The 24,726-nt window shown below is 70.7% G+C and carries 22 protein-coding genes; 10 read left to right on the top strand and 12 right to left on the bottom strand.

What is annotated here, in order from left to right:
• Position 1 precedes the first annotated feature (1 nt).
• From OG226_RS05085 to OG226_RS05045, 9 genes are all read left to right on the top strand, one after another.
• Complete coding sequence (locus OG226_RS05085) at positions 2-937, top strand: carbohydrate ABC transporter permease (protein WP_328675434.1); 936 nt, start codon at positions 2-4, stop codon at positions 935-937.
• A complete protein-coding gene (locus tag OG226_RS05080; RefSeq protein WP_328675432.1) occupies positions 937-1,785 on the top strand; it encodes a carbohydrate ABC transporter permease in 849 nt (282 codons plus the stop codon). The genes OG226_RS05085 and OG226_RS05080 overlap by 1 nt, the downstream gene beginning before the upstream one ends.
• Positions 1,782-3,848, top strand: a complete 2,067-nt coding sequence (locus OG226_RS05075; protein WP_329348069.1) for an alpha-galactosidase — start codon at positions 1,782-1,784, stop codon at positions 3,846-3,848. Before OG226_RS05080 ends, OG226_RS05075 begins: the two co-directional genes overlap by 4 nt.
• 67 nt (positions 3,849-3,915) lie before the next feature.
• Complete coding sequence (locus OG226_RS05070; RefSeq protein WP_329348068.1) at positions 3,916-4,689, top strand: SDR family NAD(P)-dependent oxidoreductase; 774 nt, start codon at positions 3,916-3,918, stop codon at positions 4,687-4,689.
• Between the two features lie 34 nt (positions 4,690-4,723).
• The gene (locus OG226_RS05065) at positions 4,724-5,503 is read left to right on the top strand and encodes a FadR/GntR family transcriptional regulator (RefSeq protein WP_328675425.1); all 780 of its coding nucleotides are present in this window, start codon (positions 4,724-4,726) and stop codon (positions 5,501-5,503) included.
• Complete coding sequence (gene dgoD / locus OG226_RS05060) at positions 5,500-6,645, top strand: galactonate dehydratase (RefSeq protein ID WP_329348066.1); 1,146 nt, start codon at positions 5,500-5,502, stop codon at positions 6,643-6,645. Before OG226_RS05065 ends, dgoD begins: the two co-directional genes overlap by 4 nt.
• Entirely contained in the window at positions 6,642-7,460 is an 819-nt protein-coding gene (locus tag OG226_RS05055) for a hypothetical protein (RefSeq protein ID WP_329348064.1), read from the top strand. Before dgoD ends, OG226_RS05055 begins: the two co-directional genes overlap by 4 nt.
• Before the next feature lie 60 nt (positions 7,461-7,520).
• Complete coding sequence (locus tag OG226_RS05050) at positions 7,521-8,168, top strand: bifunctional 4-hydroxy-2-oxoglutarate aldolase/2-dehydro-3-deoxy-phosphogluconate aldolase (protein WP_329348063.1); 648 nt, start codon at positions 7,521-7,523, stop codon at positions 8,166-8,168.
• A complete protein-coding gene (locus OG226_RS05045) occupies positions 8,165-9,160 on the top strand; it encodes a sugar kinase (protein ID WP_329348061.1) in 996 nt (331 codons plus the stop codon). The genes OG226_RS05050 and OG226_RS05045 overlap by 4 nt, the downstream gene beginning before the upstream one ends.
• 19 nt (positions 9,161-9,179) lie before the next feature.
• On the opposite strand, the gene OG226_RS05040 is transcribed toward OG226_RS05045, so the two are convergent.
• The 12 genes from OG226_RS05040 to OG226_RS04985 form a co-directional block, all read right to left on the bottom strand.
• Positions 9,180-9,539, bottom strand: coding sequence for a hypothetical protein (locus tag OG226_RS05040; RefSeq protein ID WP_329348059.1), 360 nt, complete (start codon positions 9,537-9,539; stop codon positions 9,180-9,182).
• A 28-nt stretch (positions 9,540-9,567) separates the two neighbouring features.
• Entirely contained in the window at positions 9,568-9,987 is a 420-nt protein-coding gene (locus OG226_RS05035; protein ID WP_443066863.1) for a sigma-70 family RNA polymerase sigma factor, read from the bottom strand.
• 41 nt (positions 9,988-10,028) lie between these two features.
• A complete protein-coding gene (locus OG226_RS05030; protein ID WP_329348058.1) occupies positions 10,029-10,238 on the bottom strand; it encodes a hypothetical protein in 210 nt (69 codons plus the stop codon).
• A gap of 154 nt (positions 10,239-10,392) precedes the next feature.
• Entirely contained in the window at positions 10,393-10,749 is a 357-nt protein-coding gene (locus OG226_RS05025; RefSeq protein WP_329348057.1) for a hypothetical protein, read from the bottom strand.
• 150 nt (positions 10,750-10,899) lie between these two features.
• Entirely contained in the window at positions 10,900-12,627 is a 1,728-nt protein-coding gene (locus OG226_RS05020; protein ID WP_329348056.1) for an MOSC and FAD-binding oxidoreductase domain-containing protein, read from the bottom strand.
• A gap of 129 nt (positions 12,628-12,756) precedes the next feature.
• Complete coding sequence (locus OG226_RS05015) at positions 12,757-15,738, bottom strand: glycoside hydrolase family 2 TIM barrel-domain containing protein (protein ID WP_329348055.1); 2,982 nt, start codon at positions 15,736-15,738, stop codon at positions 12,757-12,759.
• A 57-nt stretch (positions 15,739-15,795) separates the two neighbouring features.
• Positions 15,796-18,525, bottom strand: a complete 2,730-nt coding sequence (locus tag OG226_RS05010) for an alpha-mannosidase (RefSeq protein ID WP_329348053.1) — start codon at positions 18,523-18,525, stop codon at positions 15,796-15,798.
• A gap of 29 nt (positions 18,526-18,554) precedes the next feature.
• Positions 18,555-19,412 (bottom strand): carbohydrate ABC transporter permease, encoded by an 858-nt coding sequence (locus tag OG226_RS05005; RefSeq protein ID WP_329348051.1) that lies wholly within the window; start codon positions 19,410-19,412, stop codon positions 18,555-18,557.
• A gap of 11 nt (positions 19,413-19,423) precedes the next feature.
• Positions 19,424-20,371, bottom strand: a complete 948-nt coding sequence (locus OG226_RS05000) for a carbohydrate ABC transporter permease (RefSeq protein WP_328675413.1) — start codon at positions 20,369-20,371, stop codon at positions 19,424-19,426.
• A 7-nt stretch (positions 20,372-20,378) separates the two neighbouring features.
• Entirely contained in the window at positions 20,379-21,713 is a 1,335-nt protein-coding gene (locus OG226_RS04995) for an ABC transporter substrate-binding protein (protein WP_329348050.1), read from the bottom strand.
• Between the two features lie 256 nt (positions 21,714-21,969).
• Positions 21,970-22,977, bottom strand: coding sequence for a LacI family DNA-binding transcriptional regulator (locus OG226_RS04990; RefSeq protein WP_328675408.1), 1,008 nt, complete (start codon positions 22,975-22,977; stop codon positions 21,970-21,972).
• Between the two features lie 119 nt (positions 22,978-23,096).
• Positions 23,097-23,345, bottom strand: a complete 249-nt coding sequence (locus OG226_RS04985; protein WP_329348049.1) for a hypothetical protein — start codon at positions 23,343-23,345, stop codon at positions 23,097-23,099.
• On the opposite strand from OG226_RS04985, the gene OG226_RS04980 reads away from it, so the two are divergent.
• The gene (locus OG226_RS04980; RefSeq protein ID WP_329348048.1) at positions 23,334-24,716 is read left to right on the top strand and encodes a carboxylesterase/lipase family protein; all 1,383 of its coding nucleotides are present in this window, start codon (positions 23,334-23,336) and stop codon (positions 24,714-24,716) included. The genes OG226_RS04985 and OG226_RS04980 overlap by 12 nt on opposite strands.
• Positions 24,717-24,726: the final 10 nt, after the last annotated feature.

Below are 24,726 nucleotides of genomic sequence, written 5' to 3'. Positions count from 1 at the left end.
CATGGCCGTCCTGACCGCGCCCGACCGGAAGTCCCCGGCCCGTACGCCCGCCAAGGGCAAGCGGGTCCGGGGCCCCCGGCGCACACCCCCGCTGGTGCTCGCCTTCGTCCTCGTGCCGCTCCTCGTCGAGGCGGTGTGGGTGTTCTGGCCCGCCGCGCAGGGCTTCTACCTCGCCCTGACCAAATGGGACGGCGTCTCCCCACCGCGGTTCGTCGGCCTGGACAACTTCCGGGAGATGGCCCACGACGACGTCTTCCGCGGCGCGGCCGGCCACACCGTCCTCTGGCTCGTCGTCTTCGGCGGCCTGTCCGCCCTGCTCGGCCTCGCCGCGGCCCTGCTGCTCCAGCAGGAGCGGCGGGGCGTCGGCTTCTACCGCGCGGCCCTGTTCCTGCCAGTCGTCTTCTCCCTGGTGGCCACGGCCCTCGTCTGGCAGGCGATCTACCAACCCGACGGCGTCCTGAACCAACTCCTGCAGTCCGTCGGCCTCGGCAGCCTCCGCCACGCCTGGCTCGCCGACCAGGACACCGCCCTCTACGCCGTGATCGTGCCCGCGCTCTGGCGCCAGATCGGCTACGTCATGGTCCTCTACCTGGCCGGACTCAAGGGCATCGACCCGGCCCTGTACGAGGCCGCCAAGGTCGACGGCGCCAGCGCATGGCAACGCCTCCGGCACGTCACCCTGCCCCAACTGCGCAGTGTCAACGCGGTGGTTCTGTCGGTCATCGTCATCGACTCGCTGCGCTCCTTCGACGTCGTGTGGTCCCTGACCCGCGGCGGGCCCTACCACTCCTCCGAGCTGCTGAGCACCTACATGTACTCAACCGCCTTCCAGTCCCTGCGACTTGGCTACGGCTCCGCACTCGCCGTCGTCATCTTCGTACTGGCCTTCGGCGTCATCTGCTCCTACCTCGTCCGCGCGTTCCGGGAGGCCGACTGATGTCCGCCAACTCCACGGCCCTGCGCCGCAAGCGCGCCGCGACCGCCGGATTCCACCTGGGTGCGGGCGCGTTGGCGATTCTGTGGCTGCTGCCCATCGCCCTGGTCCTGGTGACCAGCCTCCGCTCCTTCGACGACATCGCCACCCACGGCCTGGGCAGCTGGCCGCACTCCTTCACCCTCGGCAACTTCCACCAGGCCTGGGTCGACGGCGGCCAGCAGCGCGCCCTCATCAACAGCCTGATCGTCACGATCCCCTGCGTCCTGATCACACTGGCCCTCGCCGCGATGGCCGCGTTCGCCCTCAGCCGCTACGAACTCCCCTTCCGCCGCTCCCTGTTGCTCATCATGCTCGGCGGCAACCTTCTCCCACCGCAGATCCTCCTCATCCCGGTCTCCAAGCTCAGCGAAGTGATGGGCATCTTCGACACCCTGCCCGCACTCGTCGGCGTACAGATCGGCTTCGGCGTCGGCTTCTACGTCTTCGTCCTGCACGGCTTCATGCGGTCGATCCCGACGGAGATCCAGCAGGCGGCGGTCGTCGACGGCGCCGGCCCCTGGCAGATCTTCTGGCGGATCATCCTCCCGCTGACCCGGCCCGCCCTGGCCGCGCTCAGCGCCCTCTCCTTCACCTGGATCTTCAACGACCTGCTCTGGGCGATCACCGTCCTGCGCAGCGACACCAAGATGCCGATCACCGCAGCGCTCATCGGACTTCAGGGCCAGTTCGTGTCGATGTGGAACGTCATCGCGGCCGGTTCCGTCATCGCCGCCGCACCCACGGTCGCCGTCTTCCTGCGCTTCCAGCGGCACTTCGTGGCCGGGCTCAACCTCGGGGCGGTCAAGTGACCCAGCAGCGCTGGACCCTGCGCACGGAGAACACCAGCTACACCGTGCGCCTGTCCCCGGACGGCCCCTGGGCCGAACTCGACGCATGGGGCCCGCTCGGCGTCGAGGACGGTCCCTCGGCCCTGGACCGGTCGAGGCGCACACACTTCATCACGCCCGCCGACGCGGCACCGGCCGAGTACCTGCCGTACGGGCTGAGGCCGTTCACCGGATCGGAACTGGTGGCGTCACGTCCGGACGGCGAGGACCGGGGCGTGTGGTGGGAGTTCGCCGGGGCGGACGCGGACGAGGGCGCGCTCCGACTCGCCTTCCACGACGAGGTGTTGGGCCTCCGGACCGTCCTTCACTACAGGACCGTGCCGGGCACGGACGTGATCCTCCGCTGGACGGAGTTCACCGCCACCTCGCGGGAACTCCGCCTGGAGCGCCTCGACTCGGCCGCCGTGAACATCCCCGTCTCCGGCGTCGCCCGACTGACGTACCTCACGGGCCAGTGGTCGCAGGAGTTCCAGCGCACCCAACTCGACCTGCCCAGAGGCATGTTCGGCATCGGCAGCCTGCAAGGTGTGCCGGGACACGCGTACGCGCCCTGGCTCGCGGTGCAGGACGGCGAGTCGCCGGCCGCGTACGGCATCGCCCTCGCCTGGCCCGGCAACTGGCACATCACCGCAGAGGCCGAACCCGGCGGTTCTGTGCGGGTCCGGGCGGGCCGCGTCCCGCACGAGGGCGCGGTGATCCTCGCCGCGGGCGAGACCGTCACCACTCCCCAACTCGCCTGCGCCTTCAGCCCGGAGGGCCTCGACGGACTCTCCCGCGTCTGGCACCGCTACGAGCGACACCTCACCGGCGAACGCCTGCACCGCCCCCGCAAGGTCCTCTACAACTCCTGGGAAGCCACCGGCTTCGACGTCGACGCCGCCGCGCAACTGGAGCTGGCGAAGACGGCCGCCGACATCGGGGCCGAGCTGTTCGTCGTGGACGACGGCTGGTTCACCGGGCGCGCCGACGACACCGGGGGACTGGGTGACTGGTGGCCCGACCCGGCCGCCTTCCCGCAGGGCTTCGACCGGTTCATCGCGGACGTAAGGGCGTTGGGCCTGGACTTCGGCCTGTGGGTCGAACCCGAGGCCGTCAGCCCGGGGAGCCGCCTGTACGCCGAACACCCCGAGTGGGTCTACCGGATCGAGGGCCGCCCCGGCCGACTCGTCCGCAACGAGCTGCTCCTCGACCTCGGTCGGACCGACGTCCAGGACTTCGTCATCGGGACGCTCGACCGGCTGCTCGGCACCTACGAGATCAGTTACCTCAAGTGGGACATGAACCGGCCGCCCACCGAGCGAGGCCGTCCCGGTGCCGGCCGCGTCGACCTGGACGCCGAGCATGTGGCCGGGTATCTGCGCGTCCTGGACCACCTCCGTTCCGCTCACCCGGACGTCACCGTCGAGGGTTGCGCGGGCGGTGGCGGGCGGATCGAGCACGCGACGATCGCGCGCACCGACGTGGTGTGGCCCAGCGACAACACCGCACCGCTGGACCGGCTGTCCATCCAGTACGGGTTCCTGCACGCGCACGCCCCGCACGTGATGAGTTCCTGGGTGACGGACGCGCCCGGCATCTTCGATCCGCGTCCGCGCAGTCTCGCCTTCCGTTTCGTCAACGCCATGTGCGGGGTGCTGGGCGTCGGCGCCGACCTGCGCACATGGACGCCGGAGCAGCTGGCCGAGGCCGCCCGGTGGATCGGCCGGTACAAGGAGGTGCGGGACGTGATCCACCATGGTGAGGCACGGTTCCTCGGTACACCGGAGGAGCCGAGCTGCGGGGTGCAGTACGACGCCGGGGACCGGACCGTCGTCGCCGCGCTGAGCACCGGGCGGCTCGACGGGGCGCCGCTCGTGCCGGGGCGGGCGGACCGGCTCCGGCTGCGGGGACTGGAACCGGCGGCGCGCTATCGGGACACGGCGACGGGGACGACGTACAGCGGAGCGCATCTGCTGCACTACGGGCTGCCGTTCGCGTGGAGCGGCGATCATGATGCCGACCTGATCGTGCTGCTGCGTGAGTGAGCCCCGTATGTTTCCGGCAAGCCCTTTCTCGCGAGAAGCGCGCAGGACGCGAAGGAGTCGAACCTCGATGGACCAGTCCGTACGACGGCACGGCGCCCGCTTCACCGGACGCACGGCCGTGGTCACCGGCGCGGCCTCCGGCATCGGAGCCGCCACGGCCGTACGCCTCGCCGAGGAGGGAGCCGCCGTCGTGCTCGCCGATGTCGCCGAGGAGCGGGGCGAGGCGGTGGCGGAGCGGATACGGAAGGACGGCGGGCGGGCGCGGTGCGTGGCCGCCGATGTCGCGGTCGAGGAGGACTGGGCGCGGATCGTCGGCGTCGCACACACCTTCGGGCCCGTCGACGTCCTTGTCAGCAACGCCTTCACCGTCGACGTCGCACCCGCCCACGAGATGACCCTGCCGTCCTGGCAGCGGCAGCTCGACGTCAACCTGACCGGCAGTTTCCTCGGGTTCCGGGCTGTGCTTCCCGATCTGGAGGAGCGGCGGGGCGCGGTGGTGCTGACCTCGTCCGTGCACGCGCACAAGGGCATCCCCGGGCATCCCGCGTACGCCGCCGCCAAGGGCGCGTTGCTCTCCCTGTGCAGCCAACTCGCCGTCGAGTACGGGCCTGTTGTGCGCGTCAACGCCGTCCTGCCGGGCCCGATACTGACCGCCGCCTGGGACAGAGTGCCGCCCGAGGAACGGGAACGCAGCATCGCCGAGACGGCCGTACGCCGCTTCGGCACGCCTGAGGAAGTGGCCGCGGCCATCGCGTTCCTCAGCGCCGACGAAGCCTCCTTCATCACCGGGACGAGTCTCGTGGTGGACGGCGGCTGGAGCGTCGTCAAGGCCTCCGCATGACCACGCTCCCCAACCAGCAGAAAGGCTGTACGACATGACGCCCTATGCCCGTCGAGGCGTGCACGGCCAGACCGTGGAACTCCTCGCCCGCCGCATCCTGGGCGGTGAGATCCCCGAGGGGGCCACGTTGGATCTCGTGGCGCTGCAGAGCGAGTTGGACGTGAGCCTGACCGCGCTGCGCGAGTCGCTGAAGGTGCTCGCGGCCAAGGGGATGGTCGACGCCCGGCAGCGGCGCGGCACCTTCGTGCGCCCCCGCGCCGAGTGGAACCTGCTCGACGCCGACGTGCTGCGCTGGCAGTTCGAGGGCGCCTCCACTTCGGAGTCCGACCGGGCGCTGCTGCACAACCTCGCCGAGGTGCGCGCCATCATCGAACCCGCCGCCGTACGGCTGGCCGCCCTGCGTCGCACCGAGGAGGACCTGGCCGCCCTGGACGGTGCCCTCGACGCGATGGGGGAGGAGGGCAGCGGTGCCGCCCACGCCGTCGAGGCGGACCTCGCGTTCCACCGCGCGCTGCTCGCCGCCACCCACAACGAACTCCTCGAACGCATGGAGATGGTGATCGAGTCCGGCCTCGCGCACCGCGACCGCATCGTGCACAGCGCCCCGCACAGCGAGGACCCGGTCCCGGCCCACCGCGCCGTCCTGGACGCCGTGCGCGACCAGGACCCGCAGGCCGCAGAGGCCGCGATGCGCGCCCTGCTCGACCAGGCCGGCCGCGACCTCGACCGCCTCGGCGACTCCGAAGAGGACGAGGGCTCCCCAGTGGACTCCGCACAGGACTCCGAAGAAACGGAAGGCTCCCGGTCTCAGTGAAGATCACCCGTGTCGAGACCTTCCTGGTCCCGCCCCGCTGGATGTTCTGCCGCGTCGAGACCGACGAGGGCGTGGTCGGCTGGGGCGAACCGGTCGTCGAAGGGCGCGCCGAAGTCGTGCGCGCCGCCGTCGACGTGCTGGCCGAACACCTCGTCGGCCAGGACCCGTTGCGCATCGAGGACCACTGGCAGGTGCTGACCAAGGGCGGCTTCTACCGGGGCGGCCCGATCCTCTCCAGCGCCGTGGCCGGCCTCGACCAGGCGCTGTGGGACATCGCCGGGAAGACGTACGGCGCTCCCGTGCACGCCCTGCTCGGCGGCCCCGTGCGTGACCGCGTCCGTGTCTACGCGTGGGTCGGCGGCGACGAACCCGCCCAGCTCAGTGAGCAGATAGCCGCCCAGGTCGAGGCCGGTTTCACCGCCGTGAAGATGAACGCGGCCGGAGCCACCTCACCGATCCCCACCCCCGCCGAGACCGCCGCGATCGTCGCCCGCGTGGCCGCCGCCCGCGAGGCACTCGGCCCGGACCGCGATGTCGCCGTCGACTTCCACGGCCGCTTCACCGCCGCCGGCGCCCGCCGCGTCCTCGCCGAACTAGCCCCGCTGCACCCGCTGTTCGTCGAGGAACCCGTCCTGCCCGAACACGGCCGTCAGCTGGCCGACCTGGTCGCGTCGAGCCCGGTACCGCTCGCCACCGGCGAACGCCTCTACGGACGCGCCGAGTTCCTGCCCGTGCTCGCCGCGGGCATCGCCGTCGCCCAGCCCGACCTGTCGCACGCCGGCGGCATCTCGGAGGTCCACCGCATCGCCTCCCTCGCCGATGCCTACGGCGCCCAGCTCGCCCCGCACTGCCCGCTCGGCCCGATCGCACTGGCGGCCAGTCTGCAGGTCGCCTTCGCCACCCCCAACTTCCTCATCCAGGAACAGAGTCGGGGCATCCACTACAACAAGGACGCCGATCTGCTCTCCTACCTCGTCGACCCCGCGCCCTTCCGGTTCGTCGACGGCCACGCCCTGCGCGGTGACGCTCCCGGCCTCGGCATCACGATCGACGAGGCCGCCGTACGTGCCGCCGACCGCACCGGCCATGCCTGGCGCAACCCGGTGTGGCGGCACCCCGACGGCTCCTTCGCGGAGTGGTGACCGTGCCGTTGGACGTCGTTGTCGACCGTACCCGCGGCGGGCGTTGGACCTCGTTGCGGGAGACGGGGCGTGAGTGGTTGTGGCGGCGTGAGGCTCCGGAGCGCGACGACGTTTCCCCCGGCGACGCCTTCGTGGACGCGGGGGGACTGGAGGAGTGCATACCGACTGTCCGCGGCGCTCCCGACCACGGGGACGCATGGTCGCGGACCTGGACCCGGGAGGGAGAGGCGGACGTCGTTCGTTGCGACCGCTTCACCTTGGCACGCACGGTGAGTGCCGAGGCTGACGGAGTTGTGGCCGACTACGTCCTTACGGCCGACCCGGGCTTCCGCTTCGTCTGGGCCGCCCATGCCCTGCTCGACCTTTCCGACCGTGCGTTTCCGCGTATCCGTGACGGAGCGCGCACCCGCCTCTTCCCCGAGGCGGCGCGGCTGTTGGACCGGTCGTGGCCCGACGGTGCCTCATGGGTGGAGGGTGACTGGCCCGCGCCGTGCGGGCTGCGCCTGGACCGGTTCGGTCGGGATGACGGCACCGCGGTAGGAGCCGTCGTGGACGCTTCCCACTGCTGCGTCCACGACCGGGCCGACCGTCTCTCCCTCTCCCTCGAAGCCGACGGACAGCCCGTGTCCATCGCCCTGTGGCGCAACTTGGGCGGCTTCCCGGCCCAACACCCCTATCGCAGCACGGGCGTCGAACCCATGCTCGGCCGCGTCTTCGACCTCGCCGAGGCGGGCCCTGATGACGCCGCCCGGGTACCCGCCTCGGGCGAAGTGCGGTGGCGGCTCACGCTGACCACGAACTGCCGCTGTGCCTGAACCGGTCTGTACAGGAAGGGAATTCGCCACATGGATCTCCGAGACACGGATCTTCGGAACATGGATCTTCGGGCGGCCCTGGTCGCCCACCGTCTGGTCGCGATCATCCGCGGCACCGATCCCGAAGCAGCCGTACGCACCGTACTGACCCTCGCCGAGGAGGGCGTCGAACTGATCGAGGTGTCTCTGACCGGTGTCGACGCCCTGTCCGTGATCGAGCGGGCGCGCAAGGAACTCGGCCCCGACCGCCCCCTCGGCGCCGGTACGGTCCTGACCGCCGACGATGCCCGTGCTGCTCACCGGGCCGGCGCGAACTTCGCCGTCACCCCCGCGCTGGGGGACGGCATCCGCGAGGCGCACCGGCTCGAACTGCCGGTGATCGCCGGGGTGTTGACCCCCACCGAGATCCTCGCCGCACGCCCCCTCGGTGTCGCCGCGCTGAAGATCTTCCCGGCCGCGGAGGCCGGCGGTCCCGCCTACCTCAAGGCATTGCGGGGCCCGTTCCCGCACGAGGTGTTCGTACCGGTGGGCGGTGTCGACGAGTTGGCGGCGCGGGAGTATCTGAACGCCGGAGCGACCGCCGTCGGCGTCGGCTCGCCCCTGGTCGGCGACGCGGCCGACGGCGGCAGCCTGACCGAGCTGCGCGCCCGAACTCGGGCCTTCCTCGCCGTCGTTGAGGAAGCCTCGTCCGCGCGGGAGGTGTCATGACGAGCGGATGGCAGTCCGCGGAAGGCGCGGTCGTCTGTATCGGGGAGACCATGGCGGCCCTTGCCCCCGCCCCGTCCTCCTCGCTGGAGTGCGCCGACGATCTGCGGGTGTCGGTGGCCGGGGCGGAGTCGAACGTGGCCATGTATCTGGCCGACCTGGGGGTTCCCGTCTCGTGGCTCTCGGCCGTGGGCGACGACCCGTTGGGACGGCGGGTGCTCGCGGAGGTCGGGGCCGCGGGTGTCGATGTCAGTGGTGTGCGGTGTGATCCGGAGCGGCCCACGGGGCTGCTCGTGAAGGAGCCGACCGGTTCGCGGACCCGGGTCCACTACTACCGCGGCAACTCGGCGGCCTCGGCGATGGGCCCGGACGTACTCGACGACGACCGACTGGGATCGGCCTCCGTCCTCCATCTCACGGGCGTGACACCGGCGTTGTCCCCGTCCTGCCGGAGCCTGGTGGCCACCGCGCTCGGCGTCCCGGCCGCTGAACGGCCGTACGCCATCAGCTTCGACGTCAATCACCGCCCCGCGCTGTGGCCGCCCGGTACGGCCGCGACCGTGCTGCGCGACCTCGCGGACCGGGCCGACATCACCTTCGTCGGCCTCGACGAGGCAAGGGAGTTGTGGGGCGCGGACCTCCAACCGGCCGACGTACGGGCGTTGTTGCCGCAGCCGCGTCTCCTCGTCGTCAAGGACGGCGGGCATTCCGCCATCTCCTTCGGCGACGAAGGCGTACTGACCGTGCCCGCGCTGGACACGGACGTGGTGGAGCCTGTCGGCGCGGGCGACGCGTTCGCCGCCGGAGTGCTGACCGGGCTGCTGCGCGGCGGGGGCATGGAGCGCGCGCTGCGGCTGGGACACATCACGGCGGCATCGGCCCTGAAGGTGACCGCAGATCACGGTCCCCTGCCGGACAGCGCCTGGATCGAACGGCTTCTTGAGCTTCCGACGAGTGAGTGGGCGGCCGGAGCCGGGGCCAGTTCCCGCGGGTGAGCAGGTGTATCGGGCTCGGTCAGGGATTGAGCGACGCGGTGAGCCCGCCCGACCCGGGAGGATCGGGTACGGCGTCGGTGGCGTTGGGGGCGGGTGACACCGACGGGCGGTTCGCGGGCCCGACCGGTGTCTCCCGGACCTGGTGCAGCGCCAAGAACAGGACACCGATCACCGCGGCGGCCACGACGAGCAACGCTACGGCGGTGCGGCGGACGCGGTGGAGGGCGGGGAGCGGGAACAGCCGGGCCTGTCCGGTCGGCGGGGCCGGGGGACGCAGCGCGTGCGGGTCGACCGAGTCGGCCCGGGCGCGCAGGGCGTTGCGCGGCCGTTCTTCGAGCGGGTCCGGCGGGAGGCCGGAACCGAGGTCCCGCTCGATCATCGGGACGCCTCCGGGGTCACGCGTGTCGTCATCGGGACGCCTCCAACTCTCGGCGCGGGGCGGCCAGTGCGCGGCTCGCGGTGGACTTGACCGCCCTGCGGGACAGACCCAGGGAGTCGGCGATCCGGGCCTCGCCGAGATGGGACCAGTACCGCAGGACCAGCACTTCACGCTGCCGCCGGATCGACCGGCGCAGGGCGGCGATCACTTCACCGTGCTCCTCGCGCAGCAGCACGGGTTCCTCGGCGGACGGGGCGTGCCCTTCGCGCTCGGGGATGTGGGCCCGTACCGTCAGGCGGCGGCGCAGGACCGAGCGTGACGTGTTGACCACGCTGGTGCGCAGATACGCGTCGGGGTTGTCCAGGCCGGCCAGGCGCTCGCCGTGGCGGCGGTAGAGCGCGGCGAAGACGTCCTGCACGACGTCCTCCGCCGTGGGGAGGTCGTCCACCGGGAGCAGGGCCAGGCGGACGAGGGGCAGACGGCGGTGGGCTACAGCTCGTCGATGCCGGGCGCGCGGACGTCGGCGGGGACGGAGGGTGCGTCCGGCGCCACCGGGATGTCCTCGCGCCGCTGCGACACCCCGCGCACCAAGTGCCGTAGCGCCCGTCGCAGCGCGTCCGACCAGGTACGAGCCGGGAAATGTAGGGGTCTGTAGCCGCCCGTCGGTACACCGTGGGCCGGGGTCGTCGCCGCGTTCATGGATCTCCAGGACAGCAAGGTCCTCGTGCTACCGCCCGGAATCACCGGACGGGCGGTGGAGCCACCGGGCAGGCACCCGGCGGCTCCACCTCGGCGCGGGCCGCCGAATGGCCCGTAACCGATCAGCGCCGCTCGGCCGCGTCCGCCTGCTCCGTCACCGCTCGGCGGGTGCGGGCTTGGCGTCCCTGGCGGCATGGCGCGGGGCGGTGTCGTTCCCGTCGGGTACCGCGTCGACCGGGTCGCCGATGTTCGGGCCCGGGTCCACGCACTCGCCGCCGGGCACCGCGTCGACCAGGTCCCCGCTGAGGGTCGTGTACGAGACCTGGTTGTCCTCGACGGCGTTGTCGACCCCGTTCGGCACCGCCTCGACCGGCTCCGGGCACAGCTCGGTGTACGTCACCTGGCTGGGCACCGGCGTGGGCCCGGACGCGGAGTTGTCGGCGTGGGCGGTGAACGAGCCGCCGATGGCGAGCGCGGCGGCGGCGCCGGTGACACCCAGGGCGATCCGCACCCGGTCCGCGCGGAGGCCGCGACGGACGGTCTGACCCGCAGACAGGTGATTCCTCGAATCGTCGGTGCTGACGGGACTGGCGGGTCGCCGCCACGGCTCGCTTCCCGTGGCGAAGGCCCTGGCCTTTCTACGGGGCGTGCGCGACGGCCCTTACATGTCCAGGACGATGTCCGTGCCGGGTCGGGCGCAGCAGATCAGGATCTCGCTGTCGGCCGGAGGCTCCAGCGGGTCGGGGGAGTAGGTGATCGTGCCGGACAGCAGGGGCGTGACGCAGGTGTGGCAGACGCCGGTGCGACAGCTCCAGCGCGTGGGTACGTCGCAGGCGTCGGCGAGTTCGAGCACACTGCCGTGGGTGTCGGCGTCGAAGGGGACGGCGATGCCGCTGCGGGCGAAGGTCACCAGCGGGCCGGTTCCGGGCGGGCCCGGGGGCAGGTGGGGTGCTCGGGCGGGGTGGTCGGTGAGGCCGGGGTTGATCGCGCCCAGGGTTCCGAACAGCTCGGTGTGGATGTGCGTGGGGTTGATCCCGGCCTCGGTGAGGGCCTCCCGCATGTCGGTCATGAAGGGGGCGGGGCCGCAGATGTACGCGGTCGCGTCGGCGGGGACCGACAGCGCGATCAGCTTGTCCTTCGTGAGGCGTCCCGGGGTGGCATGGGCGTGCCGGAGTTCCTCGGGTGTGGCCGCGCTGTAGAAGACGTGCTCGTGCGCGCCCGGCAGTGAGGTGAGCAGGTCGTGGGCCTCGGCGGCGAGGGGGTGCTCCCGGGGGCCGCGGGCGCCGTGGATCCACCAGACCTCACGCTTGCTGCCCTCCCCGGCGAGCGCGTGCAGCATCGACAGCACCGGTGTGAGACCGATGCCGGCGGAGACGAGGAGCACCGGTCCGCTGTCCTCGGCGTACACGAACTCCCCACGGGGCGCGGCGACTTCGAGGACGGCGCCCGGTCGTAGCCGCGTGGTGAGGTAGCCGCTCGCGGTGCCGTGGGGCTCGTGTTTGACGCTGATCCGGTAGCTGCCGGCGTCGGGCGCGGCGGAGAGTGAGTAGCTGCGTACCGGGGCGGGGCCCGTCGTGGCGGGGACGCGCAGGGTCAGGTACTGGCCAGCGCGGGCGACCGGGAGCGGGGAGTCGTCCGGGGCGGTCAGCCGGATCGAGGTGACCGTCGTGCTCTCCGGGACCACGTCCGTCACCCGCAGCGGGCGGAAACCCTCCCAGGCCGGGCCGGTGGTGGTCGTCGTACCGTCGGCTGCGGCGAGCAGTTCACGGAACGATCCCTGCCAGCCGGGGCTCAGCGCGGGCACGTCCAGGGCGAGGCGCAGCTTGGCGGGGTCGCGGCCGGGGAGATACAGCAGCGCGTCGGTGTCGGCGACACTCAGCGCGCCGGGACCGGTCCTGGTCCGTACGATCCGGTCGCCGGCCTGCACCCGCCCCTCCCGTACGACCCGCATGTAGAACCCGGGACGGTGATGGCTCACCAGCAGCGCGGCCAGCTCGGGTTCACCGAAGCGCATGCCGACGCGGTAGCAGGTGACGCGCGGCTGGGTGACCTCGAACTCGGCCTCGCCGATGCGGTACCGGTCGCCGATGCAGACCTCGTCGTCGAGCAGGCCGTCCACGGTGAGGTTCTCGCCGAACCGGCCGTAGTCGAGGTCGTCGCGGCCGAAGTGCCGCTGCCAGTGCCGGTACGACTGGATCTGGTAGACGAGGACCGCCCGCTGCTCGCCGCCGTGGCCCGCGGTGTCGCCCTGGCCGTCGCCGTCGATGTTGAGCCGGCGGACCATGGCCGGGCCGACCACCGGGTATTTCCATACGCCCGTATAGACGGTTTTGCCCTGCCAGGGAACGTCCTTCGGCATACCGACATTCACCGACAGCAGGGTGGGCATCGGAGCGCTCCTTCCCACGGGGACGACCGGGTTCGATCGCGCCGGTCGAGGCCCCGAGACGGCAGTCGTCTCCTCCCATACTGAGGGTGCGGTCCTCGCCGTGCGAGACCGCACCCTCTCCGTATCGGCCTACTCCGGTGCCGTGATCCGTAGCCTGATCGTGCGGGCCTCAGGACGCAGCGCGAACTCGGGCCACACGTCCGGACCGCAGGCCCGGGAGCCGAGCCCGTGCTGGGCGGCGTCGACGAACAGCCGGCTCGTCGTCGATTCCGGCAGCTCGTACGGGTGTCCGGCCCTGGCGATCTCCTGCGGGGTGTGCCGGCTGAGCGTGAAGCCGGGACGGCGACCGTGCGTGTCCGGGAGCGCCTCGATGCGCAACACTTCGGCGTTTCCGCTGGTCAGGTCCAGTCGGCGCAGTTCGGAGCGGTGACCGGTCTCCTGGGGGCGCGCGTAGTCGACGGAAAGGTCGCCGATGGTCGCGGAGAAACGGCCGGTGCGGGCCGCGCGCACGCTGTCCGGGTAGGACTCCAGCGGGCCGAGGCCGAACCACTCGGCGCCGTCGACCGGAGCCGTGCCGTCCGGCAGGTCGAAGCGCACCCCGATCCGCGGCCACACCGTCTCCCAGCCGTGCGAGGGCTGGATCTCCACCCGCAGTTCCACTTCGCCGTCGGCCGCCCGCGACCAGACGGATTCCACCAGCACCGACAGGGCGGAGTCGGCGGCCGAGACCTTGTCGACCGTGCGCAGCGCGTCCGCGCTCTGCTCCACCGACACCCGGCGCGAGGTCAGCCGGTCGAGCCCGTCGCGGTACCACAGCTCGGCGTTGGACACCCCGGAGACGCTCGCGTCACTCTCGTCGACCTCGCCCCACGCGCCCTTGTCGTTGTCGGTCGGCGCGCGGAACAGCTCCAACCGCGGCCCCGCTACGGCGCGTTCGCCCAGCCTGACGAGGGACCCGCCGACGAACTCGGCGACGCCGAGGGTGAGTGTCCCGTCGCCGGGCTGCCAGGCGAACCGGCCACGGCCACCGGGTACAGGGCGGCGAACCGACCGGTCCAGCTGGGTGGTCGCGACGACATGACCTTCGGGCGCCCACGCGGTTCCGGTCGCCAGCACCGCGTCGATCGTCAGCCAGGTCTCGGCGTCGGGCGACACCGCAACCGACGGCAGCGACACCCGGCCCGAGTCCCCTGCGGCGACGAACGGGACCTCCAACTCCCCTGATGCCACGGCCAGTCCGTCGTGCTCGACCCGCCAGTGGAAGCGCAGGTCGGACGTGTCGGTCGTATGCCGGAGGTTGGTGATCGCGACCTTGTCGCCGTCGAAGGCGAAGTGCACCGGCGCCACGACGGCCTTGAACTCGTGGAGGCTCGGCGTCGGCACGTCGTCGCTCAACACCATGCCGTCCATCACGAAGTTGCCGTCATGGACGACCTCTCCGAAGTCGCCGCCGTACGCGTAGTACGGCGTCCCGTCCGGGGTCGTGGTCAGGATGCCGTGGTCGCGCCACTCCCAGACGAACCCGCCGTGCAGGCGCGGATGTTGGCGCACCAGTGCCTCGTACTGGTCGAACGCGCCCGGCCCGTTGCCCATCGCGTGCGCGTACTCGCACAGCAGGAACGGCCTGGTGCGCTGCCGGGCGCCCTGCGAGGGCGTGCAGTTGAGCAGCGGGGCGCGTGAGCCGTCGGTGCCGATCTGCTCGGTCTCCAGCACGGACGCGTACATGCGCGAGTAGATGTCGGTGTACTCGCCGGTGTAGTCGCCCTCGTAGTGCACGGGGCGTTCGGCGTCGCGGGTGTGGACCCACGCCGACATGGCGGCGAGGTTGCTGCCGGTGCCCGCCTCGTTGCCGAGCGACCAGATCACGATGCTGGGATGGTTCTTGTCCCGCTCCACCGTGCGCTCGATCCGGTCGAGGTACGCCTCGCGCCAGGCCGGGTCGTCACTGGGATTGCCGATCCAGTCGACCTTGCCGAAGCCGTGCGTCTCCAGATCGCATTCGAGGATCACCCAGAAACCGAGCTCGTCGGCGAGGTCGAGCAGCCGGGGGTGCGGCGGGTAGTGGCTGGTGCGGATGGCGTTCACGTTGAACCGCTTCATCAGCGCCAGGTCCTCGCGCGCGTGCTCCTCATCGAAGACACGACCGCGCTCGGGGTGGGTCTCGTGCCGGTTCACCCCGTGGAACACGACCCGCCGCCCGTTGACCAGGAACTGGTCCCCGCGGATCTCGACCGTGCGGAAACCCACCCGCAGGGTGACGGTCTCGGCAGCTGTCGACACGGTGGCGTCGTACAGGCGGGGCGACTCGGCCGACCAGGGCTCCACTTCGGCGATGTCCACGGGCGCCACGTCGTCCGGCGTCGCCCACACCTGCTCGACACCGAGTTCGGGAATGCGCAGGGTGACCGGGAACGCCGTGGCGGAGGCGGTGACTTCAGCCTCGACCCGCCCGCGTCCGTCGTCGAAACCGGTCCGCAGCCAGACGTCCTCCATGCCGCCGGCCGGACGGGCGGTCAGGGTCACATCGCGGAAGATGCCCGGCAGCCACCACTGGTCCTGGTCCTCGACATAACTGGCCGCCGACCACTGGTGCACCCGCACGGCGACGACGTTCTCACCAGGGCGTACGGCGGACGTCACATCGAATTCGTGGGCCAGCCGGCTGCCACTGGCGCCGCCGATCTCGGTGCCGTTGACCCACACGCGGAACAGCGACTCGACACCGTCGAAGCGCAGCACGACCCGCTCGGCGTCCGACCAGTCGGCGGGCACGTCGAAGGTGCGGCGGTAGTCGCCGGTGGGGTTCTCGTCCGGGACGTACGGCGGGTCGATCGGGAACGGGAACTGGATGTTCGTGTAGATCGGGCGGCCGTACGCACCATCGCCCTCAAGTACCCAGTGGGCGGGCACGGGGATGCTGTCCCAGGCGTTGTCGTCGAAGCCGTCGGCCGCGAAGTCCTCCGCCGCCGACGCCGTGGCGGACAGGCGGAAACGCCAGGACCCGTTCAGGGAAAGCGACTTCGCGTCGGAGTGCAGCCACGAGCGCGCCGGACGCAGGGCGCCACGCCCGGGAGCGAGGTCGGAAACATGGGGGGAGAACTCGGGAAGCAAGAGGTCACAACGCTTTCGTGAGAGCAGAACGGGTGCATTGCATTCGATCATGGCGGCCTACCGGAGCATGACGGTGCGGATCTCCCAGGGGCCGAGGGCGAGTTCGAGCTCGTCCTGGACCCGGGTGCGGGAGATCGTCCGGCCCAGCAGATCCACGGTGGCGGCCTCGGTGAACGTCCCCGCCACCCGGACCGTCGACGCGGTGTCGCGCAGCGCGGTCAGCCGCACCTCGGTGCCGGACCCGTGCTCGCCGTCGGTGACACGGCGGACGGCCGAGACGAGCACGTCCTTGCCGTCGACGCTCAACCCGGCGGTGTCGGACGGAAGTTGGCTTCCCGCGGATGCGGTGCCGCGCGTGACCAGTACGTCGTTGCGGAACTCCTCGGCGAGAGTGACCGCCTTCGCCCCCTGCCAGCCGGCGGCCGACGGGACGACGGCGAACCGGTTCTCGATCCGCATCCCGAGGTCCTGCGCACCGGGTACGGGGATCTCGCTCGCCGCCGGTTCGTCGCGCAGGGGGTGGATGTTGACGCTGATGGAGCCGATCGCGCGCAGCAGCGTGACGGCCAGTTCGGAGCCGTCGCCGACGAGTTCGTACTCGCTGGAGTGGTCGAGCAGGACGGTGGCGGCACCGGCCGACACGAACGAATCGGCCGGGAAGGTCGGCAGCGGGAACTCGCCCCAGCCGCCCTCGGCGGTCAACCCGCGCTCGGTGACGGCGAATTGACCGGCCGACGCGGACGTGGCCACCGGCTCGGGCAGCGGTACGTGGAAGCGCAGCCGGTGGTCGGCGGACTGGTTGAGGAAGGACGTGGAGACCCGCACGAACGGCTCGCCCGCGCGCACCTCCACGAGCGTCTCCACCGGCGTCGGCACGGTCTGCTCGCTGCGGAGATCACGGTCGGCGGAGAGCGCGGCCGGCCACTCGTAGACGCGGATGACCCGCAGCCGTGCGCGCAACGGGCCGTTCTCGACGACTTCTACGGCGATCTCGGTCGGCTCGGTCACGAGGACGTCGTGCGCCGGGGGAGCGTAGTTGTAACTGTCGCCCCGGTCACCGCCGTCCACGAGGCGGCCGACTCCGTGCAGTACGGTGCCGTCCGGCCCGGTCAGATCAAGGGTGCCGTCGGCGGCGACCGCGACCTCGACCAGTCCGTTGGACAGGGTGCGGTCCGTCGCCGTAGCAGACGCATGCGGGGCTACGGCGACGGAGGCGCGGTCACTCGGCTCGACTCGGAAGGACGCCAGCCCGGAGGCGGGAACGCTCACGGGGACGAGTGCGGTGGCCCGGGCCTCCTCCAGCGTCAACACCCGCCACTCACCCGGATGTCGGGCTGCCGCTGCGGCCACCTCGCGGCGCAGGATCAGCAGGTCGAAGGGGCCGCTGGTCGGTACCTCGGCAAGGTGGAACACGAGGGCGCCGGGGGTGAGTTCGTAGTGGTCGATCTGGCGGCCGAAGAGTTCGCGGCGGTGGATACGGCGCAGGACGCGCTCGATCTGCGAGGCGTCCACGCGCTCGTCGCTGAGGACGGTCGGGGCCTCGGAGATCAGTTGTACGGGGGCTGTCGAGCCGTCGGCTGCGGTCGAGACGAGCGCGGTGCCCTCAGGCGGGGCCACGACGTCCACCTCGACCAGTACCGAGCGGTCGAACGGCAGCGGATTGGCGACCAGGTAGCCGTCGCTCGGGACCAGTTCGGCGGGCTCGGCGAGCGCCGCGTCCCGTACCGCACGGGCCGTCTGTGCGGCCTCGGCGAGGCGCGCGGCGACCTGGTCGCAGGTCTCGTCGGTGCCGGAGCCGACGACCGAGTCGTGCGCGGTCGACTCGATGATCTTGTGCCAGGCGAGATCGAGGAACGGCGAGTCGTCGCGCCGGGACCACAGGGCGTTCATGCGCTCGGCGTGGTCGATCGTCCGCTCCGCGACGGCCATGCGCTGCTTCAGACCGAGCCGTACCGAGAGCACGCCCGGGAGGATGTTGCCGCGCACATGGCTGCGCAGCTCACCGGTGACTAGGGCGGACACCTCGTCGCGGACGTGCTTGCGGAGGTACTCGTCGAGGGTGGCGATGGTGATCGCGCGGCCCTCGGCGGCGGCTTGCCGTAGCCAGGAGGCGAGTTGGGGGTCGGGCGCGTTGTGGTCGGTGCCGGCCATCGCCAACACCGGGTCGCCGCCCCAGCGTTCGGCCGTCATCTCGGCGTAGTCGCCGAGCGCTCGGCCGATCCGGTCGGGGACCAGCAGGACGTCGAGGCCGTTGTCGTAGCCGTCGAAGAGGAACTCGGTACGGACCTGGGAGCCGTCCGGCGCACGCCAGTTGAAGGCGTGGCCGTCGACCGAGCCGGGCACTCCGCGCCACAGCGCCGCGTGCTCGATACCGGCGCGCGCCAGGATCTGCGGCATCTGCGCGACGTGCCCGAACATGTCCGGGAGATAGCCGACGGGCATGGCGCCGCCGAGCTGTGCCGCGACCGCCCAACCCATCCGCAGATTGCGGACGATGGTCTCGCCGGAGCAGAGGAACTCGTCGAGCAGGATCAGCCACGGGCCGACCGCGAGCCGGCCCTCGGCGACCAGGGCCGCGACACGGTCGCGGTTCTCCGGCCGCATCTCCAAGTAGTCCTCGATCGCGGCCATTTGACCGTCGACGGTGAAGCGGAAGTCCGGGTCCGTCTCCGCCGTCTCCAGCACGGTGTCGAGAGCGGCGACGAGCCGGTGCCGGAACACCTGGAAGGGCTCGTACCACTCCCGGTCCCAGTGGAAGTGGGGCACGAACACAGCGGGGTTGGGCATCGCGAGAGGCACCTTCTGTGCGGGGACGGTCACTTGAGGGAACCGGCGGCGAGTCCGGTGCGCCAGAACCGCTGGAGCAGGATGAACACGATGATCACGGGCACGATCGAGACCAGCGAGCCGGTGATCACGGACTCCTGGAGCAGCGGGGCGCGGGCGGTCTGGCCGTTCCACTCGTACAGGCCGAGCGTGATCGGGAAGAGGGACTCCTTCTGCAGCATCACCATCGGCAGGAAGAAGTTGTTCCAGATCGCGACGAACTGGAACAGGAAGATGGTCACCAGCGACGGCGTCATCAGCTTGAACGCGACCGAGAAGAACGTGCGGAACTCACCGGCGCCGTCCAGCCGCGCCGACTCCAACAGCTCCTGCGGGACAGCGGAGTTGGCGAAGATCCGCGCGAGATAGACGCCGAACGGGCTGACGATGCTGGGCAGGAACACCGCGAAGTACGTGTTGACGATGCCCGTCGCCGAGAACAGCAGGAACAGCGGGAGCGCCAGCGCGGTGGTCGGGACGAGGACACCGCCGAGGATCACCGAGAACAGGAACTCCCGTCCCCGGAAACGGAACTTGGCGAGCGCGTAGCCGCACAGCGCGGAGATCAGCGTTCCCACGAGCGCGCCGAACACCGCGTAGATCACGGTGTTGACGATCCACTTGCCGAAGATGCCGTCGCTGCGGCTGAACAGGACGCGCAGGTTCTCGAACAGGTTGAAGTGCGAGAACGTCAGGCCGTTGGTGGCGGCGAGGTCGCCCTGCGGCTTGGTGGCGGCGACGATCAGGAAGTAGATCGGCAGCAGGAAGTAGATCGCCAGGAGGACCATGAGGGCCATGGCGGCCGTACGGCTGACCTGGCTCTCGCGGTTCACGGATGGTTTGTTCATGGATCGGTTGTTCACAGGCCGGCCCTCTTCGACGTCAGTCGCATGAACCCGAAGCTCAGGACGAAGGTGATGACGGCGATGACCACGGAGATCGCCGCGGCCTGCTGGTAGTTGTTCCCGGAGGCCACCGCGTAGGCGAGCATGTTCGGCGTGAACGTGCTGGAGATGTTCGAGGAGATCTGCCGCAGTACGGCCGGTTCGGCGTAGAGCTGCAACGTGCCGATGATCGAGAACACCGTGGTGAGGACGATCGACGGGGCGATGATCGGGACCTTGATCCGCCAGGCGATGGCCCAGTTGCTGGCACCGTCCAACTTGGCGGCCTCGTACAGCTCCTGCGGGATCGACTGCAACGCCGAGAACATGATCAGCATGTTGTAGCCGGTCCACAGCCAGGTGGAGATGTTCGCCGCCGACCACAGCACGGCACCCGGGCCGAGGAAGTCGGGCTTGAGCCCGATGTCGTTCAACAGGTCGACGACGGGGCTGAGTTGGGGCGAGTAGAGGTACGACCACATGATCGCGGCAATCACCCCGGGCACCGCGTACGGCATGAACGCGGTGATGCGGAAGACCGACTTGAGCTTCAGCAGGGGAGTGTCGAGGAGCAGCGCGATGACCAGCGCGACGAACAGCATCACCGGCACCTGCACGATGCCGAACAGGCCGATGCGGCCGACGCTGGACCAGAACTCGCTGTTCTGGAAGACCTTCTCGTACTGGTCGAAGCCGCCGAAGGTCGTGTAGGAGGTGCCGTACTGGCCCCCGGTGCGGCGGACGACACGGACGCTCTGCCACAGCGCGTAGCCGACCGGCACCAGGTAGAAGAGCACGAACGGGAGGAAGAACGGGATCACGAACGCGAAGATGGTGCCCGCCCGGGGGCCGCCGCCGTTGAGACGGCGACGGCCCCCGGGTGATGCCACCACACGCGGCGCGCGGGGTGCGATGTCGGTCATTGCCCCGTCACTTGCCCGCCGCGGCCGGGATCGCCTGGTCCTTCATGGACTTCAGCGCGGCTGCCTGCGCCGTCGTCAGCGCGTCGTAGAGCGTGCCGTCACCGGCCGCCGCCTTGGCCATCGCGTCCTGCAGCGCCAGGTTCACCGTCTTCTGGGTCGGACCCCAGGCGAAACTGGTGTTGATCTTCTTGGACGAGTCGGCGAAGACGTCGAAGATCTTCTCGTTGTTGTAGTACGGAACTCCCTTGGACAGCGCGGGCAGTTGGAGCCCCGCGTTCGCCGCCGGGTAGAGACCGCCCAGCTGGTTCTCCAGCGCGAGGGCCTCCGGGTCGGTGTTGAGCCAGGTGTTGAACTTGACCGACTCGTAGAGGTGCTTGCTGCCCTTCATGAACGCGACGGTCGAGCCGCCCCAGTCACCGGAGGTGCCGTTCGAACCCCACGTCGGCATCGGGACGATCGTCCACTTCCCGGACTGCTTGGGGAGGTTGTCGCGGAACATGCTGTAGCCCCAGGCCGCGCCGACGTAGCTGGCGATCTGGTCCTTCTGGTACGCGGCGTACATCTGCGTTGAACCGTTGGCGAGGTCGGTGCGCACGAGCTTGCCGGCGATCAGCTTCTGCCAGTAGTCGGCGACCTGCTTGCTCTGCTCCGAGGCGACGGTGACCTGCCACTTGTCACCGGAGTAGCTGTACATCTGGGAGTCGTTCTGCCAGAGCAGCCCGTTGAACCACTCGGCGTTGTTCGGGTCGAAGAACGTGATGTCGAGACTGGAGTCCGCCTTGTGCAGCTTCGCCGCGGCGGCCGCGTACTCGTCCCACGTCTTCGGGATCGCGATGCCGTGCTTCTTGAAGATGTCGCTGCGGACGTAGAGGGCCATCGGGCCGGTGTCCTGCGGCAGGGCGAAGACGCCGGTGTTGCCGAAGCTGGCCTGCGACCAGGTCCACGGCACGAACTTCGACTTGGCGGCGGTGGCCGCCGAGCAGGCCGAGGCGTCCACGAACGCGCTCTGGGTACGCAGGTTCGGCAACTCGTCGTAGCCGACCTGGGCCAGGTCGGGCGCCTTGCCCGCCTTGAGGGCGTTGCCGAGGGTGCCGTACTGGTCGTTGGAGATGTTCTTCGTGGAGACCTGGATGTTCGGGTTCTTCTTGTTCCACAGGGCGACGACCTTGTCCATGCCCGGAACGGTGTTCCAGTACTGGAGGGTGACCTTGCCCTTCGCCGGTGCGCAGGACGCTGCGGATGTCTTCGTCGACGGCGAGGACGACGAGCATCCGGCGAGTACGGCGACACTGGCGGCCACGGCTACTGCGCCGAGGCGGATGCGCGTGATTGTGCTGCTCATGGTTTCCGTTCCAGACAACGACTAGCGGCGGTGCTAGGCGGCTCGATGCTGATCCCGAGGGCGGGATGCCTTCTGGGTGGAAGGGACGTGGGCACACCATTTCCCGGAGGTCTAAGAGCGTCCCGTGAGCGCTCCCGTGAGCGCTCACGGGACTGCTTGCAGATAGACCTCGACATGCATTTTGGAATGTTCGGAAGTCTGCGCTTCGGCCCGGGCGGGTGTCAAGACATTCGGACCGGATGCGCACGAGTGGCGGTCAGGCGGAGCCGCTCAGCCGCAGTTCGCCCCGGACGACCAGGTCGTCGGCCGCAAGCGCTTCCTCTCCCGAGAGCAGCCGTGCGACCTGCTCGATGGCGAGGGCGCCGAGCCTGCGGGTGTCGAGGGCGACGCTGGTGAGCGGGGGCTCGACCAGTGCTCCGAGCTGGAGACCGTCGAAGCCGATGACCGCCAGCTCCTGCGGGACGCTTCTGCCGAGCCGGCGGGCCTCGCGCAGGGCGCCGATCGCGATGATGTCGTTGAACGTGAAGACCGCGGTGACGTCGGGGTGGTCGGCGAGCAGTTCCCTGAGCGCCGATCCGCCGCCGTCGGCCGTCTGGTCCGCCGGGACCACCAGGCCGGCGTCGATCCCGTGGGCCGCCGCGGCGGTCGTGAACCACTCGTGCCGGATGCTCGGCTCGGCCCGGGTGTGATGGTCGAGCATGCCGATCCGGGTGTGCCCCTGCGCGACCAGATGGGCGACCGCGGCATGGACCCCCGACGCCCCGTCGATCTGGATCGCGCTGAACCGCGTGCGCTGCTCCCGGCCGATGAGGACCACCGGCATGCCGCGGGTGAACTTCTCCAGTTCGCTCTCGGGGCAGCTGAAGTAGCCGATGACCGCGTCCACTTGGGAACTGATCACCTGGAGCGTGCCGAGTTCCTCCTCCGCCCGGTCCCCGGTGTCGTACACGACGACCTGCCAGCCCCGGGTCCTGGCCGCCTCCAGGGCAGCCGCCGCGACCTCGGTGAAGTACGGGTTGAGCAGATCGGGGATCACCAGCCCGATGGCCATCGTGTCCTGCCGGACCAGCCCCCGGGCGAACCGGCTCGGCCGGTATCCGAGCGCCCGAGCGGCGTCGAGCACCCGCTGTTTGGTGACGCTGTCGATCTCGTCCTTGTCGTTCAGCGCCCGTGACACCGTCTGCCGGGACACCCCGGCGGACTTGGCGACGTCATTGATCGTGATTTTCCGGGGTTCCGTCCCCGTTGCCGACGGCACCACCATCGCCCACCTCCCGTTTCTCGCGAACGCCGGTGCGCGCGCAGAGCCCGAGTATGCATGTACGAGGGCGGACGTACGAAGCCACCACCGGAAGCCGGGAGGGCGGCGGCGAGGGTTTCGGGCTACTGGGAAGGCACGGTGACCCGCGCCCGGGGGAGTGCCGGAACGCTCGTGGGATCGTCGAGCAGGGCGTCCCGGCAGGTCCGGAACGCGCCGCGCAGCCTGGCTTCCCCGCCGAGGACGCCGAAGGTGATCACCGGCTGCATGTCGGGCGCCAGGGCCCGGCGTCCCGCCGGGCGCTCGTCCAGGCCGGGCGCGAGCCAGTACTCGCTGCCACGTCCCTGGGACCCGTCCTCGGGATGTGGCAGCACACCACCGCCCGCTTCCTCAGCATCCCCTACGCCGAGGCCCCCGTCGGCGACCTCCGCTTCGCCGCCCCCGTCCCGACCGAGCCGTGGACCGAACCCCTCGACGCCACCGCGTACGGGCCCACCGCGCAACGCCGCCCCTTCGTCCGCGACGGCCCCACCACCATCCCCGAGCCATCGATACCGGGCGACGCGGTACTCAACCTCAACGTGTTCACCCCGGACCCGAACCCGGGCGCCGACCTGCCGGTCCTCGTCTGGATCCACGGCGGCGGCCATGTCGCCGGATCCGCCGCCAGCCCCTGGTACGACGGCTCCGCCTTCGCCCGCGACAGCATCGTCCTCGTGTCCATCGGCTACCGGCTCGGTATCGAGGGCTTCCTGCACCTCGACGACGCCCCCGACAACCGTGCCGTGCTCGACTGGATCGCCGCGCCGACCTGGGTACGCGACAACATCGACGCGTTCGGCGGCGACCCCGGAAAGGTCACCATCGCCGGCCAGTCGGCAGGCGGCGGCGCCGCACAGACCCTGATGGCGACCCCCTCCGCGCACGGCCTCTTCCGCGCCGCGATCTCCCAGTCCGGTGCCGTCAGAGCCCCCCAGCACCGCCGCCACGCCCTCGCCGACTCGGCCCGCCTGGCCCGGCGCACCGACGTCCCCGCCCTCGCCTCCGCCCTCAGCGACCTCACCGGCGACGAACTGCTCGCCCTCCAGGACGCGTTGGCCGCACCCGAGGCAGGCCTGACACTGGCACCCTTCGCGGACGGGGAGTTGATCCCGGTCCCCGACGCCTTCGCGGACGGCGGCGCGGCCCCCGTCCCGCTCCTGCTGGGCTTCACCCAACGCGCGTTCTACCCGCCATCGGGGGCCACGCCAACACCCGTACCAGTCGCGGCCGTTGACGCCATGCCGACTGCCCACGGCCTGGGCCCCGACGCCGTGACCATGTACACCGCACTCCAGGACAGGGCGGACCCGTCACTCCGCAAGGGCCAAGCCCTCACCGACGCCATCTTCCGCGGCCCGTCCCTCGCCCTCGCCGAGTCCCGCGCCCACCACGAACTCCCCACCTGGCTCTACCACTTCACCTGGGGCAGCGCCGCCCACTGCACAGAGATCCCCTTCGCCTTCGACCTCCTGAACGCCGAACGCGTCACGGCCGCGACGGGCCCGAATCCGCCGCAGTCCCTCGCGGACGCGATGCACGCCGCATGGGTCGCCTTCATCCGCGACCTGGACCCGGGCCCCAACTGGCCCCGCTACACCAACAAGAGCCGCACGACGATGACTTGGGACACCGTCCCGGAGGTCCTGGACGACCCGCTGAGCGCCGAGCGGCGTATCTGGACCGCGGCGCCGACCACACCCTGAAAACCCGGTG

The organism is Streptomyces sp. NBC_01261 (assembly GCF_036226385.1).
GTDB lineage: Bacteria > Actinomycetota > Actinomycetes > Streptomycetales > Streptomycetaceae > Streptomyces.
Note: the sequence above shows the minus strand (reverse complement) of the source record. Positions and strands in the feature narration are given on the sequence as shown.